The organism is Alteromonas sp. 76-1 (genome assembly GCF_900654235.1).
Lineage (GTDB): Bacteria > Pseudomonadota > Gammaproteobacteria > Enterobacterales > Alteromonadaceae > Alteromonas > Alteromonas naphthalenivorans.
Genome location: NZ_LR136958.1, coordinates 4112351 through 4127544, shown reverse-complemented (window position 1 = coordinate 4127544; position 15194 = coordinate 4112351). Strand labels below are relative to the sequence as shown.

12 protein-coding genes are annotated in these 15194 nt (G+C 45.2%); 7 read left to right on the top strand and 5 right to left on the bottom strand.

Going from position 1 to position 15194, the window contains the following annotated elements; genetic code table 11:
- Positions 1-7 precede the first annotated feature (7 nt).
- Positions 8-1957 carry an acetate--CoA ligase gene (gene acs, locus ALT761_RS17460; protein WP_129740152.1) on the top strand — a complete coding sequence of 650 codons (1950 nt, stop codon included), beginning with the start codon at positions 8-10 and terminating at the stop codon, positions 1955-1957.
- 11 nt (positions 1958-1968) lie between these two features.
- Entirely contained in the window at positions 1969-2622 is a 654-nt protein-coding gene (locus ALT761_RS17455; protein ID WP_013782560.1) for a response regulator transcription factor, read from the top strand.
- On the opposite strand, the gene ALT761_RS17450 is transcribed toward ALT761_RS17455, so the two are convergent.
- From ALT761_RS17450 to rimK, 4 genes are read right to left on the bottom strand one after another with little or no spacing between them, the layout of a single operon-like run.
- The gene (locus tag ALT761_RS17450) at positions 2606-3589 is read right to left on the bottom strand and encodes an amino acid ABC transporter substrate-binding protein (RefSeq protein ID WP_129740151.1); all 984 of its coding nucleotides are present in this window, start codon (positions 3587-3589) and stop codon (positions 2606-2608) included. The two genes, ALT761_RS17455 and ALT761_RS17450, sit on opposite strands and share 17 nt — an antisense overlap.
- Before the next feature lie 11 nt (positions 3590-3600).
- Positions 3601-4035, bottom strand: a complete 435-nt coding sequence (locus ALT761_RS17445) for an ATP-dependent zinc protease family protein (RefSeq protein WP_129740150.1) — start codon at positions 4033-4035, stop codon at positions 3601-3603.
- A gap of 14 nt (positions 4036-4049) precedes the next feature.
- A complete protein-coding gene (locus ALT761_RS17440; RefSeq protein ID WP_129740149.1) occupies positions 4050-5072 on the bottom strand; it encodes a succinylglutamate desuccinylase/aspartoacylase family protein in 1023 nt (340 codons plus the stop codon).
- A gap of 6 nt (positions 5073-5078) precedes the next feature.
- Positions 5079-5984: a 30S ribosomal protein S6--L-glutamate ligase gene (rimK, locus tag ALT761_RS17435; protein WP_126872872.1), complete on the bottom strand. Its 906-nt coding sequence runs from the start codon at positions 5982-5984 to the stop codon at positions 5079-5081.
- 231 nt (positions 5985-6215) lie between these two features.
- On the opposite strand from rimK, the gene ALT761_RS17430 reads away from it, so the two are divergent.
- Complete coding sequence (locus ALT761_RS17430; RefSeq protein WP_013782565.1) at positions 6216-6854, top strand: mechanosensitive ion channel domain-containing protein; 639 nt, start codon at positions 6216-6218, stop codon at positions 6852-6854.
- On the opposite strand, the gene ALT761_RS17425 is transcribed toward ALT761_RS17430, so the two are convergent.
- The gene (locus tag ALT761_RS17425) at positions 6851-10303 is read right to left on the bottom strand and encodes a PAS domain-containing hybrid sensor histidine kinase/response regulator (RefSeq protein WP_129740148.1); all 3453 of its coding nucleotides are present in this window, start codon (positions 10301-10303) and stop codon (positions 6851-6853) included. The two genes, ALT761_RS17430 and ALT761_RS17425, sit on opposite strands and share 4 nt — an antisense overlap.
- Before the next feature lie 257 nt (positions 10304-10560).
- On the opposite strand from ALT761_RS17425, the gene ALT761_RS17420 reads away from it, so the two are divergent.
- The 4 genes from ALT761_RS17420 (at position 10561) to ALT761_RS17405 (ending at position 15182) form a co-directional block, all read left to right on the top strand.
- Positions 10561-10827: a DUF4212 domain-containing protein gene (locus ALT761_RS17420; RefSeq protein WP_013782567.1), complete on the top strand. Its 267-nt coding sequence runs from the start codon at positions 10561-10563 to the stop codon at positions 10825-10827.
- A 4-nt stretch (positions 10828-10831) separates the two neighbouring features.
- Positions 10832-12538 (top strand): sodium:solute symporter family protein, encoded by a 1707-nt coding sequence (locus tag ALT761_RS17415; RefSeq protein ID WP_129740147.1) that lies wholly within the window; start codon positions 10832-10834, stop codon positions 12536-12538.
- Between the two features lie 128 nt (positions 12539-12666).
- Entirely contained in the window at positions 12667-14496 is a 1830-nt protein-coding gene (locus ALT761_RS17410) for a DUF294 nucleotidyltransferase-like domain-containing protein (RefSeq protein WP_129740146.1), read from the top strand.
- A 2-nt stretch (positions 14497-14498) separates the two neighbouring features.
- Complete coding sequence (locus ALT761_RS17405; protein WP_129740145.1) at positions 14499-15182, top strand: 3'-5' exonuclease; 684 nt, start codon at positions 14499-14501, stop codon at positions 15180-15182.
- Positions 15183-15194 lie beyond the last annotated feature (12 nt).

The window sequence follows — 15194 nt, the reverse complement described above, 5'->3', positions numbered from 1 at the left end:
ATTTTTTATGACTGCCAGTAAGATTTTTTCTGTTCCTGACGCGATTAAAAGTAACACCCATTTAACGGATGCTCAGTACGCTGAGATGTATGCTAGTTCTGTAGCACACCCTGAAGCATTTTGGGCTGAACATGCAAACTTACTTGAATGGTTTAAAAAGCCGACCAAAGTGAAAAATACCCATTTTGGTGACAATGATGTGTCTATAAAATGGTTTGAAGACGGTGAATTAAATGCCAGTTACAACTGTATCGACCGTCACCTAGCAGACAGCGCTGATAAAGTGGCTATTCACTGGGAAGGTGACTCCCCTGAAGACAGCCAAGATATTACTTTTCAAGAAGTGCACGATGAAGTTTGTAAATTAGCTAACGCTCTTAAATCTCTAGGTGTGACTAAAGGCGACAGAGTCGCTATTTATATGCCAATGGTGCCCGACGCTGCTTACGCTATGTTGGCGTGCGCCCGAATTGGTGCTATTCACTCTGTTATTTTTGGGGGGTTCTCGCCGAACGCGATTGCTGATCGTATTAATGATAGCGATGCCAAAGTGGTTATTACGGCAGATGAAGGCCGCCGAGCGGGTCGCTCTGTACCTCTAAAAGCCAATGTAGATAAGGCCTTGTCAAAAGGTGCTTGCCCATCCATTACTCATGTCATCGTTAAGAAAGTAACAGGTGAAGATGTAGCGTGGAACGAAAGTCACGATGTATGGTGGGATGAGCTGGTGGCTGAGTGCGCCACAACGTGTGAGCCTGAAGTGATGAACGCGGAAGACCCACTGTTTATCCTGTATACATCGGGTTCAACTGGCACGCCTAAAGGCGTAGTGCATACTACCGGTGGCTATTTGCTTTATACTGCCATGACGTTCAAATATGCCTTTGATTATCAAGAAAATGATGTTTACTGGTGTACTGCGGATGTCGGTTGGATCACAGGACACAGCTACATGGTGTATGGCCCTATGATCAACGGCGCTTCTCAGGTGTTTTTTGAAGGGGTTCCTACTTATCCTGATGTGCGTCGTATCGCGCAAGTAGTAGAAAAATACAAAGTGAATAGCCTCTATACGGCACCAACGGCTATTCGTGCATTAATGGCTCACGGTGACAAGCCAGCAGAAGGCTGCGATCTATCATCGTTACGTTTACTCGGTACAGTTGGTGAACCAATTAACCCTGAAGCGTGGGAATGGTATTACCGTGTAATTGGCCAAAGCCGTTGTCCTATCATGGATACATGGTGGCAGACTGAAACTGGTGGCCATATGATAACGCCATTACCTGGTGCCACAGCACTTAAGCCTGGTTCTGCCACGCGGCCATTCTTTGGTATTCAGCCTGCGCTTTTCGATGCTGAAGGCAACGAACTTGAAGGCGCAGCCGAAGGTAACCTTGTGATTAAGGATAGCTGGCCAAGCCAAGCTAGAACTGTATATGGCGACCATCAGCGCTTTATCAGTACCTACTTTAGTGCTTACAAAGGTGTATACTTTACCGGTGATGGCGCAAGACGTGATGAAGATGGTTATTACTGGATTACAGGGCGCGTCGATGATGTGTTAAATGTATCCGGTCACCGTTTAGGTACTGCTGAAATTGAGAGCGCACTAGTGGCGCATCCAAAAGTAGCTGAAGCGGCTGTAGTGGGCTTCCCTCATGATATTAAAGGGCAGGGCATTTACGTCTACGTTACTCCAATTGACGGTGTTGCCGTTGATGATGCGCTAACCACAGAGCTTAAAAACTGGGTGAGACAAGAGCTTAGCCCCATTGCGACACCTGATAAAATACAGTGGTCGGCTGGCTTACCTAAAACCCGTTCAGGTAAAATTATGCGTCGTATTTTGCGTAAAATTGCTGCGAACGAACATGAGCAACTTGGTGATATATCTACATTGGCGGATCCGTCAGTTGTTGATACACTCATTGAGGAGCGATTAAATAAATCATAAAGGATAATGCAATGACAACCCTGTTAATTGCCGATGATCATCCGTTGTATCGGGATGCCTTAAGAGGCGCTTTGTCATTGTCTTTACCAGCGCTGACGCTATCAGAAGCTGGTGATTTAACATCGACAGTCGATATTCTCAATCGCGAGGATATCGACCTGTTGCTGCTTGATTTACATATGCCGGGCAGCAACGACCTTTTCGGGTTAATTCACATTCGTAAACTGTTTCCTGACGTACCTGTAGCAGTAGTGTCTGGCACGGAAGATACCCAACTTATATCAAAAATCATGAGTGCCGGGGCGCTGGGATTTATCCCTAAAACTGCCAGCTCTGGTGATATTGCTAATGCGGTACAAGCTATTTTAGATGGGGATGTATGGCTACCACCTAATTTAAGCGATAGTGTCGATGAGATTGATGAGGAGTTTTCTGAGCTTGCAGATAATGTAGCTTCACTAACACCGTCTCAATACAAAGTACTGTGCTTTATGCGAGATGGGTTACTTAACAAGCAAATTGGTTATAATTTGGATATTGCCGAAGCTACGGTAAAAGCCCACGTTACTGCGATTTTCAAAAAGCTTGGCATAAATAATCGTACTCAAGCGGTATTAATTGCATCTCAACTAGAGCTAGAGCCGCCCGCTACAAGTGATCATTAGTCTTTTCTAGCGGCACTTCAATCGGTTCAATAAGCAAATCGGATTCATAATAAGTAAGGTAATGCTTAAGCGCTGCCTTACTTTGCTCGCTTAACAAAGGGTTCTCAATTTCAATCTCAGTGCGTCCACGCATCAGCGTCATGCTGTCTTGGTAAACAGGCTGCGCCTTTAAGAATGCCTGAAATTCTCCAGATTCCAGCAAGACAGTAAGCCCTTCATTGATTCGGTTAGCCAAGGCCTCCTGATCTGATGCAACGAAGTAAAATAAAGGGCTGTCATAAGACACCAGCAGGTGTGGCTCAATTTTCAATGTGCTGTCAGGTTGCTTGTCCAATTCATGTTGTATTTCCATTACACTGCGCGGAAACATATCGGCAAAACCTTCAGACACAATTCGAAAAGAGGCTTGATAAGTAGTTTCAAGCACGGGAATTTCATTGTGGCGAAAAATACGAGTGTCAGGCCAGTCATAACCCTGTACCGCGCGCATTGATTTTAGACTTTCAAGCGATAGCGGTGCATCGAAGCGACTATCATCGGCGCGAATAAGCATGATGCGCTTGCCAAAAAATCCGCCCATGATAGGAATGCGTATTGCGCGATGTTGTTTTTCTCTGTCGATAGAAGACACGCTCCATGTGATATCTAACATGTCGTGTTCTAGGCTTCTTAATTGGCGCTCTTGCGCAATTTCCTGTTTACTGACTTGTAACTCAAAGGTGCCATACTTATCTTCTGTCACTTCCATTACTTTTGACAGCAATGTTTTGGCGTATGCGTAAACGGGATCTCGACCAGGATGCACATTAGGAAGACGCAGCACTTTATGAGGCAACGCTGCTTTAGCGTCTTTTTCTAGACTAGGCGAGTCAGTAACCTCGCCTGCAAAAACCAGTGGAGTGAATAAGCCGCTCAGCAATATGAAAGCTGACGAGAGCAATGTTCGGCTGATCGTATGTCCTATCATTGTATCGACGGTTAATCCTTCCCTGTAAGTAAAAAGTCATGCTCGGGATCAACCAAAAAATGGCCACTCATGGCTTCTCTGCCAAGCAACATAAGATACGTCATTTCAGAGCGGTCTGTTAGGGTTAACTGAATATCCCATTGCACACTATCCATGATTATAGGCGTTACTATCACATAACGCTTCTCTCTTGTGGCCGTTGAGCTTTTTACCCGTTTTTTTCCTTCAACTTTTACTTCTCTTCTTACCACTCTATCCACATTATGAATATCGGGGTGAATATCGAAGCGTATCCACAATTCATCATCTACATCAAACTCTTCAATGTTATCTACATGCAAAGAGGAGGTTGCTGCGCCGGTATCAACCCGAACATTTAAATCTGTGATGGTAAATGCAGGAAGGTCGCATAACTCAACCGCACCCACTACTTTCTTATTTGTCATGTATTCGCCTTCAATCAAGTATATTCCGTTTCACCTGGTAGCAGGTTGTCTTGCAATAACTCAACGTGTTCTGCCACTGTATCGGGTTGTGAGAAATAGGCAATGTGATATACCGCTTCTCCTTCTTGAGTCAGTGGTATGTTTTGTTTACCTACCACTACGCCCTCGGCTGGACTTTCAATACTGGCCAAATACCCCCCAAATGGGTCGGCAATAGTCGCCAGTTTATCTCCTTTATTCACATGATCGCCTAGTTGGGCTAAATGAGTAACAAAACCGCTTTCTGTCGCTCGTATCCAGCCACTTTGCCGCGCAATAAACCGCTCAATACTATGGCCTTTACTGCGACTCTTGTTAAGCATACCCAAATGACGCATGGTATTAATAATACCGCGAAGTCCTGCGCGAATAGAGAACTCATCGTATCGCAGGGCTTGCCCTGCTTCATAGAGCAAAATTTTAACGCCACTCTCGCTGGCGGTTTCACGTAACGAACCTTCCCGCAGCTCAGCGTTTAATAATACGGGAACGCCAAACGCCTTTGCCATCTCTAGTACTTCAGGGTCGTCTAAGTCGGCGCGAATTTGCGGCAAATTACTACGGTGGATTGCGCCAGTGTGAAGGTCTATGCCTACATCGCACTTTTGCACAATTTCCTTTAAGAACAAGTTGGCTAGTCGACCTGCAAGCGAACCTTTCTTACTGCCAGGAAAACTGCGATTTAGATCACGGCGGTCAGGCAAATAGCGAGACTGGTTTAACACCCCGTACACGTTCACCATAGGCACCGCGATTAGGGTACCTCTTAACCGTTCAATGGCCCGTGAGCGAATGAGTCTGCCTACAATTTCGATACCATTGAGTTCATCACCATGGATAGCGGCGCTAACAAACATCGTTGGGCCAGGGCGTTTACCACGGGTAACATACACGGGAATGCTCATGTTTGTCGCGGTGTATAACGGGGGCATCTCCAGCTCAATTTTCACTGATTCGCCTGGCGCGATACTCTGCCCACCAATGACTAAATTATCCACTGCCACTTAGCCTTTACCTCGTGTTTTGGTTTTGTGCGGCTCTGCACTTTTTTCAATAAATTCAATGATCATACCGGCCACATCTTTATTAGTGGCTTTTTCAATGCCTTCTAAGCCTGGTGAAGAGTTTACTTCCATCACTACAGGCCCATTATTTGAACGCAAAATATCTACGCCACAGCAGTTCAAACCCATCGTTTTAGCAGCGTCTACGGCAGTTTTGCGTTCAGCTGGGCTTAGTCTTACCAAGCTGGCTTGACCGCCTCTATGAAGGTTAGAGCGAAACTCACCCGGTGCCGCTTGTCGTTTCATTGCGGCAACCACTTTACCGCCTACTACGAAGCATCGAATATCAGAGCCACCGGCCTCTTTAATAAACTCTTGCACTAGGATACTGGCATTTAACCCCATGAAGGCTTCAATAATTGATTCAGCCGCTTTATGGGTGTCGGCTAATACCACACCAATACCTTGAGTACCTTCAAGTAGTTTAATGACCACTGGCGCGCCGCCCACAGTTTTTATCACGTCTTCTATCTTATCAGGGTGGTGAGCAAAGCCAGTTCGCGGCATGCCAATGCCTTTACGTGATAACAGTTGTAGAGAACGTAACTTGTCTCTAGAGCGGCTTATCGCCACAGACTCATTAACACTGTAAGTGCCCATCATTTCGAATTGGCGTACAACCGAAGTACCGTAAAAGGTAACAGAAGCGCCAATGCGAGGAATAACCGCATCGTAATAAGGAAGTCTTTTACCTTTGTAACGCACCGATGGACGAGAACTGGTGATATCCATATAGCAATGCATGGTATCGATAACATCTACTTCGTGACCGCGAGCACGTCCAGCCTCTACTAAGCGAGAAGTTGAATAGAGACGAGGGTTCCGGGATAAAATCGCTATGCGCATTGTAAATTGCCTGTTGTTATAAATTTTCAAAAAAGTGCTGCTTAATCATTAGCACCTTTTTGGGTGCATAGCCAGTTTAGTCGGACTGCAGCGAATTGGCGCGCATCATAAAGCACCTTTTATTAATGGTCTTACGAATTATTATTGTGGTGGCGACAGTAATATCTGGATGAACTCAAAAACGTTACGCGGTAGCATGGGGTAACATGAGGATATAATGAGTTTTTTACTATGGTGCAGTGGTGGCAAGAGGTAGTGGTTTGGCTTACGAGCTACCAATCAAACCTTATTTGGAGTGGGTTGGTTTTACTGTTTTATTTGGCGGCTTCACGAAAAATTCTTCCCAAACTTGAAACCAATATTGAGAAAACCAAATTAAAGTCTACCAGCGCAATTAAGGGATTATTTGCCGCACGAGTTATTGTGGCGACCGTATCGTTAGCCTTGCTGCTTCTAGCGTGGGGAATAGACTTCTCAGGCCTATTGGTATTATCAACCTCTATTATCACGGTAACAGGGGTAGCGCTTTTCGCCAGTTGGTCATTGATAAGCAATATTACCGCTTATTTCATACTGTTGACGAACGTTGCGTATCGCCGAGGAAATTTTATTCGTATCCTCGATGGCGATAATTTTATAGAGGGCTATATTGCCGACTTAGGGCCATTTAGTACTCGGCTGGTTACTTCTGAGCGCGAAACCCTCATGTACCCCAATAACCTAATTTTAACTCGTCCTGTGCTTATAAATCCTAAATCAGCGTGGGGCACCATGGGTAAAGTAACCCCGACAACGGCAGCGACTAAAACGGAAGAACAATCCGATAAACCGACGAAAAAGAGCCGGGTGAAAAGCGCCCCCCAAATTTAGTCGCTATCGGTATAGTGTGACTCGCGAATATGGCGAGTCATGCTTTGTAATAGTGCCCTAAGTTTTGCGGGTTTTAGCGGCTTAGATAAATAGTTAACCCCTTGATCCTTACACTTAACCACTAAATCTTCATCCGGCGTGGCTGTGATAAGCGCAGCGGGTAATATGGCATCAAGCTGGTATCTAATTTTATCTATTAAGGCTAAGCCGTTTTGCGTTTCATCGTGGCTTAATTGATAGTCCATCAATAATATCTGAGGTGATGTTTGCTCAATCAGGGCAAGCGCTTCATCCCAAGACCCCGCCAACATCACCTTAACGCCCCAGCGAGCTAGCAGCGTTTGCATGGCATCTAAGTTCTCCCGTTGATCATCTACGCAAAGTACCTGCAATCCAGTGAAAGTTGTGTTTTTAGGCTTGGCTGTCGTACTTATTGAAGAACCAGGTTGAGCTTTTGGCAGGGTAAAGGTAAAGCAGCTACCTTTTTGAAGTGACGAGGATACCGTTATATCGCTACCCAACTGCTGGCTTAATCTACGAACAACGCCTAGCCCTAGACCAATACCGTGCTCTGCACTTTGATTAATGCGATAGAAATCACTAAAGATGTTATCTTTTTTATCTTCCGAAATGCCGATACCCGTGTCGTAAACACGAAAAGAGACGACTGATCCTACGGGTTTTATAACCAATACAACTTTGCCGCTTTGGGTGTATTTCACTGCATTTGACAGCAGGTTTTGCATAATTCTATATAAGTAAGTCTTATCGGCCATTACCCAAAGTGGTTTAACCCATACCCGCAGTGAAAGGCCTTTTTCCCGTGCCCGCATTCTTATATCGTCAATAAGCGGGCTGAGAAGAGCCTGCACATCCACGGGCTCAATGTCTGGTTTCATTTCACCTTGGTCAAGGCGTGAAATATCTAAAAGCGTACCGATAAGGGCTTCACTTGAGGTCACGGAGTGATGCAGCTTTTGAATGATTTCATGCACACCATTCGATAGTTCTTGTTCCTCTAGTGCCGAGATATATAACTTGGCGGCATTAAGAGGCTGAAGTACATCATGGCTGGCAAGTGCCAGAAAGCGAGTTTTACTGGCATTCGCATCTTCAGCCGCCTTTCTAGCCCGTATAAGTTCAGTTTCTGCACCAGAGCGCCGCTCTATTTCAAGGCGTAGCTCGGCGTTAATAGTATGCACCTCTTCGGTTCGCCGCTTAATTCTGGCTTCTAAGTCGATGTTTGATTCTTCAAGGGCTTGTTGAATCTCAATATGATCGGTGATGTCATTAAAACTGGTTACAAAGCCTCCGCCAGGTAGGGGATTGCCTACCATTTCTATTACGCGGCCATCTTTTCGCTGCCGTTTAAATCGGTGCGGGGTACCAGAGCGTAAGTGCTCTAGGCGCTTTTCTACTTCCGCTTCTACGTCCAGTTTGCCAAATTCTCCTTGTGAAGCATTGAAGCGGATAAGTTTCTCTATGGGTATGCCTACAGCAAGAAAATCTTCAGGGTAGGTGTATAGCGCTGCGTATCGCTTATTCCAAGCAACTAAATTTAAATGTTTATCGACTACGCTAATGCCTTGATCCATGTTCTCCAGCGAGGTCAAAAGCGCAGTCATATTAAATTGCATAGCTTGCGTGGTGTCATCGAAAAAGTTGATCACTTCCGTGAAGTCCATTTTCTTGCCACGCAGTGCGCTGTCTAATAACACTTTGGCGCTGGATGCACCTATAACACCGCCTAGCGCACGCTCACAAAACGCAAGAAAGTCTTCATCGGGAGAAGCTTGGTGGTTCAGCGTGCAACTATTGTGATGCTGATATTGCTCAATAAGCTGTTCGCATCGACCTGTACCCATGAAGGTTGATAGTAGCGTAGTGAGGTCAGATACCGTCACATTGCTATTAGGACCTTTAATCACACTGTTTTTAACCACAGCAGGAGACACAAAGGCCTCGGCTTGAATTCTGTCGATGAGCCGGTGCGGGGCGAACCAAGAGAAAATAATATACATCACGGTATTAGCGCCAAGGCTTATCATCGCGCCTTGGCTGATAAGTTCGTTGTTGGCAAATTGCGAGGTTTGTTTTCCTACGAGCGGAAACACCAACCACAGTACCCAAAGTATTATTCCCACTAACAAGCCTGCGTAAACACCATGGGCATGGGCACGTTTCCAATATAATCCACCGAGGATCGCCGGCATTAACTGGATGACTAATGAAAACGCAATAAGCCCAATTGAGTGTAGCGAGCGGCTACTGGTCATTTGTTGATGATATAAAAATGCCATAAGTAAAATGAAAGCAATAACAACGCGTCGGATAAGGCGTATTTGCGCCGAGAAATCTTTCTTCTCAGAAGGGTTCCCTCGAAATGCTAAATAACGAGGCAAAATAACGTCATTGGTTAACATGGTACTTAGGGTTAGGGTTGCCACAATAATCATTGCAGTAGCGGCCGATAACCCGCCTACAAATACAATAACCTGTAGTAAAGCTGAGCCGGAGAACATGGCAAGGGAGAGTACGTAGGAGTCTGGTTCAACGTTGGCACCAGCAAAAATAGCTTTACCCGCAATAGCAATAATAGGAATAACCGCAGAAATAATCGCAAGATAAAGTGGGAACAACCAACGGGCCGTTTTTAAGTGCGAAAGGCTTAGGTTATCAATGACCGCCACATGAAATTGGCGAGGCAGACATACAATGGCAGCCGCGGCCATGATCGTTTGAGCGATAAAGTTGAACGAGCTAAATTGAGAGAGTGCGGCTGTATTCACAAAGGATTCTAGAAAAGGGCCTGTCTCGGTTTGTCGCCAAGCGCTGTAGCCCACAAAGGCAACCAAGACTAATGCCAGTAATTTAATCGTAGATTCAAAGGCGATAGCGAGCATTAACCCTCGGCGATACTCGGTTACATCGGCATGCTTAGTGCCAAAATAAATCGCAAATGCGGCAATAAAGGTGGTGGCAGCAATCACGATAAAATTACTATTGGGCTGTTGGGTTAATAGCTGAAAAGTGGAGCCAATCGCTTTTAATTGCAAAGCAATATAGGGAATGGTGGCCAGCAGGGCGATAACGGTCACTAACAGCGCTACGGTTTGGCGCTTACCATAACGAGACGCGATAAAGTCGGAAATTGTGGTGATATGTTGCTTTTTGCTCACTAAGGTCATTTTATAAATAAATCGATAGCCAAGCGCATAGACCAAGATGGGCCCCAACATAATAGGTAGATAAATCCATGTGTCGCGACTAGCCTGACCGACCATGCCGAAAAATGTCCACGCCGTGCAATATATGGCGAGTGCCAGCGAGTAGATGGCTGGATGCGAGGTTAACGCGCGTGCTCGAGGCGAGTTCTTATCGCCCCAACTCGCCAAAGAAAAAAGCAAAAATAGATACAGTACCGCAAGCGTAACCCAACCGAACGTCATGAATCCCCTTTAACTTAAAGTTAACAAGTCTGTGTGCATTATAATCATTTCGACCATGGTCTACCTACGACCATGGTCTCATTTTGAATTTGAATAGTGAGGTCTAGAGTATACATCGTGCTCCTAAGTGCTTGACTTTTGCCGCTCTGAGGCCTGTTCGGTCTAAATGAAAAAGCTTGGCAATAATGTTAGCAAAGCTGGGCGTTAGGAAAATGTAAAAATAAAACAATTGATTAACCTGACATGAGGACGGAACAATGGCATTTAGAAATGATGACGACAAAAAAGCATATTGGAAGGAGAACTTGTCTCTCCTTGCCAAGCTTTTAATCGTTTGGTTTGCGGTGTCGTTTGGCGCCGGCATTTTGTTTGTCGATGTGCTAGACAATATCCACTTTTTTGGATTTAAACTGGGTTTCTGGTTTGCGCAACAAGGTTCCATTTATGTATTCGTCGCTCTAATTTTTGTTTATATGTCAAAGATGAAGGCGATGGATAAACGTTATGGCGTAAACGAGGAGTAATACCATGGACGTTCAACTACTAACATTTATTATTGTAGGCGCAACATTTGCGCTATATATCGCCATAGCTGTATGGGCTAGAGCGGGTTCTACTAACGACTTCTACGTTGCTGGTGGCGGTGTACCTCCCGTGCTAAACGGTATGGCTACCGCTGCAGACTGGATGTCGGCAGCATCATTTATTTCAATGGCCGGCCTTATTTCCTTTATGGGATACGACGGCGCAGTTTACCTAATGGGATGGACTGGAGGCTATGTATTGCTTGCCTTGTGTCTAGCACCCTACCTACGTAAATTCGGTAAATTTACTGTACCGGATTTTATTGGTGACCGCTACTATTCCCAAACCGCAAGAACCGTTGCAGTTTTCTGCGCCATCTTCGTTTGCTTTACCTATGTGGCAGGACAAATGCGAGGTGTGGGCGTAGTATTTAGTCGTTTCCTAGAAGTCGATATTGTGACGGGTGTAGTTATTGGCATGGTTATCGTGTTTTTCTACACGGTACTAGGTGGCATGAAAGGCATTACCTATACCCAAGTTGCGCAGTTTTGCGTAATGATTTTTGCCTATATTGTGCCAGCGGTATTTATCTCTATCATGGTAACTGGCCACATTCTTCCACAAACGGGGTTCGGCGCCACGCTCGCAGATGGGTCGGGGATGCATATACTGCAGAAACTCGACAGTCTGTCGGTGGAACTCGGGTTTCATGAATATACGTCCGGGACTAAGAGTACCATCGATGTGTTCTTTATTACTTTTGCATTAATGGTAGGTACGGCTGGATTGCCTCACGTTATCGTTCGCTTTTTCACTGTACCGAAAGTACATGATGCGCGTAAGTCGGCAGGTTATGCATTAGCATTTATTGCTATTCTTTACACTACGGCACCGTCTCTTGCAGCTTTTGCTCGCGTCAATATGATTGAAACCATTAACGGGCCTGAACTAACTGGTACAAGTTACGAACAAGCTCCGTCGTGGATTAAAAACTGGGAGCAAACTGGGCTTATCGAGTTCAACGATAAGAACGGTGATGGGGTGATGTTTTACTCTGGTGATGAGCGCAACGAAATGAAAGTTGACCGTGACATCATGGTATTAGCTAACCCTGAGATAGCAAATTTACCAGCATGGGTCATTGCATTAGTGGCCGCTGGTGGTGTGGCTGCAGCGCTGTCTACCTCCGCAGGCTTACTGCTTGTTATCTCTACATCGGTGTCTCATGACTTATTGAAGCGTAACTTTGCGCCCAATATAACCGATAAGTCTGAGCTCTTTTATGCGCGACTGGCCGCAGGGGTAGCCATTGTTATTGCAGGTTACTTTGGGATTAATCCACCAGGCTTTGTGGCGCAGGTGGTCGCCTTCGCGTTCGGTCTGGCGGCATCCAGTTTCTTCCCTGCCATTATTATGGGTATCTTTAGCAAACGTATGAATGATAAAGGCGCTATTGCAGGCATGATTGCAGGTATTGCGTTCACTGCTGCCTATATCATTTACTTCAAGTTTGTTAATCCTGCGGCAAATGTACCTGAAAACTGGTGGTTTGGTATTTCGCCAGAGGGCATAGGTACGTTAGGTATGATAGTTAACTTCCTTGTTGCTTTTATCGTGTTTAAGTTTACCGATGAGGCGCCGGAAGAAATTCAAGAGTTAGTAGAAAGCATTCGCTATCCGAAAGGGGCGGGCGAGGCATCTGCACACTAACGGCTAGAAGTTAATTGTTAAAACAAGAAGCTGACGCTCAGTAATTAACTGAGCCTTTATTAAGCCAACCCGTTCAAAGAGGAAACTCTAAAAGCGGGTTGGTTTTTATCGTTTCAGGAGCATTGTGTATGACAGCTATTGCCCAGCAAGTCGCAGAGTTTGTTGCTGCATCTGCGCCCTTTGATACGCTTGATGTGGATTCATTAACTGATTTACTTACCTCGGCAGAATTGCTTTACGTAACAAAAGAAAACCTAAAGACCTTAGTTGGACAATCTCGCCGAATTTATCTCATTCAAAGCGGCCAGTTTTCGGTAAGTACCGAGCAAGACGCCCCCCGTTATGTTAGTGAAGGGGACTACTTTGGCTTCCAGCGTGTTTTGGATGGTAGAGACTATCCAATGTCGGTGACGGTAGAGAGCCCAGGTTTAGTGTACAGCTTCGATGAAGCACCGTTTAAAGCGCTTCTTCGTTTCGATAGCATTAATACTTTTTTTAATGGATTGCGACATGATGCACTACAAAATCAGGCTATAACAGAGTCAAAATCTATGTGGTTGTACAAACCACTTTGTGATTTAACAGAAAAAGCACCCATTGGCACCGATGTAAATACGCCCATTCAACAAGCGGCTCAACTGATGACCGATAACCGGGTGTCGTCTCTTCTCATTACTGAAGCAGGGCAGCTAGTGGGCATCGTTACCGACAGAGATTTACGTTCCCGAGTGGTTGCCGCTGGTGTTGCGCTGACGAACCCTGTTAGCAGTGTTATGACCTCGTCGCCAGCGAACGTTGCCAGTAACCTAACGTTATTCGACGCCATGGCATTAATGACCGAAAAAAACATTCATCATCTGCCTATTTTAGATAAAGACAGTCATGAACCCGTGGGGATGGTGACGGCCAGTGATATTGTTCGCCATCAACGAGGCAGCGTTCTATTTATTATTGGCGAACTGTCGAAAGCGAGCAATTTGTACGAATTAACACGTTTAGCGTGGCAGCTTCCACATTACTTTTCTGCACATGCTAAACACGCAGGCGATTATGATATTGCAGGTAAAGTGCTATCTCAGGCCACTGATATTATGACGCGAAAACTCATTGGCTTCTTTCAGCAAGAACATGGTAAAGCCGGCATGATGTTTTCGTGGCTAGTCTATGGCTCACAAGCGAGAGAAGATCAGACAATGGGATCGGATCAAGACAACGCGTTGCTATTAGCTAAATTGCCCACGCAAGCACAAGCCGATTACTTTGCCGCCATGGCTGACTATGTCTGCAAGGGATTAGCAAAATGTGGTATTAAGCTATGCAGTGGCAATATTATGGCGAGCAATCCCGGGCTGAGGTTAACGTTAGAGCAAGCGGTTGAACAAGCGCGGAAATGGGTAAATGCGCCTACCAAAGATTCCATTATGCACTTTAATATCTTTCTTGATGCACGCTGCGCTGCGGGTGATGTGGGCTTGTTTAAAACGCTACAACGTCAAAGAATGCCCCTGCTTAAACAAAGTTTATTTCTTGCGGCATTGTCCCGTCATGCAAATGAAGTCTCTGTACCGCTTTCTATGTTCCAAAAATTTACTTATGAGAAGGGAGGGAAGCTGAAAGATACGATCGATTTAAAAGTACGTGCGGTGGCACTGATCAACAATATTGCGCGTATTTATGCCCTAGCAGGAGGGATATCAGTACCTGGCACTCTCGCAAGGCTATCTCTGTTGCCCGAAAATTCTGAGCTTTCTACCAAAGATGCAGCGAATTTGCGGGATATTTGGATATTTTTAAATCGATTACGCTGGCGGCACCAACTTCAGCATAACGTGGCAGATAATAGTGTGTCAGTGTCGTCTTTATCTTCTATAGAAAAGCATCAACTAAAGGCATCGTTTCAAGCTATCGAAAGAGCCCAAAAAGCAATTATCATGAATTTTTCCGGTGGCATGGCATAGGTATGTTGCAATGGCTAAGTAACTGGTTATCTGGGCGCGGTCCATCATCATTCGATAGGTTCAAAAACGCGACCTTACAAGACACTACCCTTATGTCTATTGATTTAGAGCTGACCTCCTTAAACGCCAATGAGTCAGAAATTACCTCTTTTGGCTGGGTATGTGGGCGTAATAGTAGCATTGCTTTAGAAACTAGCGCTTATAGCGTTGTGAAAACCAAGGCGTCTTTAGGGCAAAGCCCCGTTATCCATGGACTTATTCAGGACAATATTGCAAAGGGCGAAAAAATAGAAGATGTGCTGACTGAATTTATCGCACAGTTGCCCTCGAAGGTTTTAGTTATCCATAATGCGAATTTAGATTTGGCGGTGCTAGATGCGGTATTTAGGCGATTAAATTTACCGGCACAAGAGGTTTATTACATCGACACTTTACAACTTGCTTTGTATGAATTGAAAAAAGAGCACGAAGTCGTTCCCTCAAATAGTGCATCCTTAGGTGCATGCTTACTACGAGCCGGTTTACCGGCGGTGCCTCAACATAATGCCTTAGAAGATGCCATGGCAGCGCTACTCCTATGTTATGCACAGTTAGCGTCATTAGGGCTAACACAACAAAGTTGCTTGGCAGACTTATCACATACTAAAGCGCTTGGTAAGAAAACACTTGGGGTGGTTAAGCCTTAATAAATTACCCTA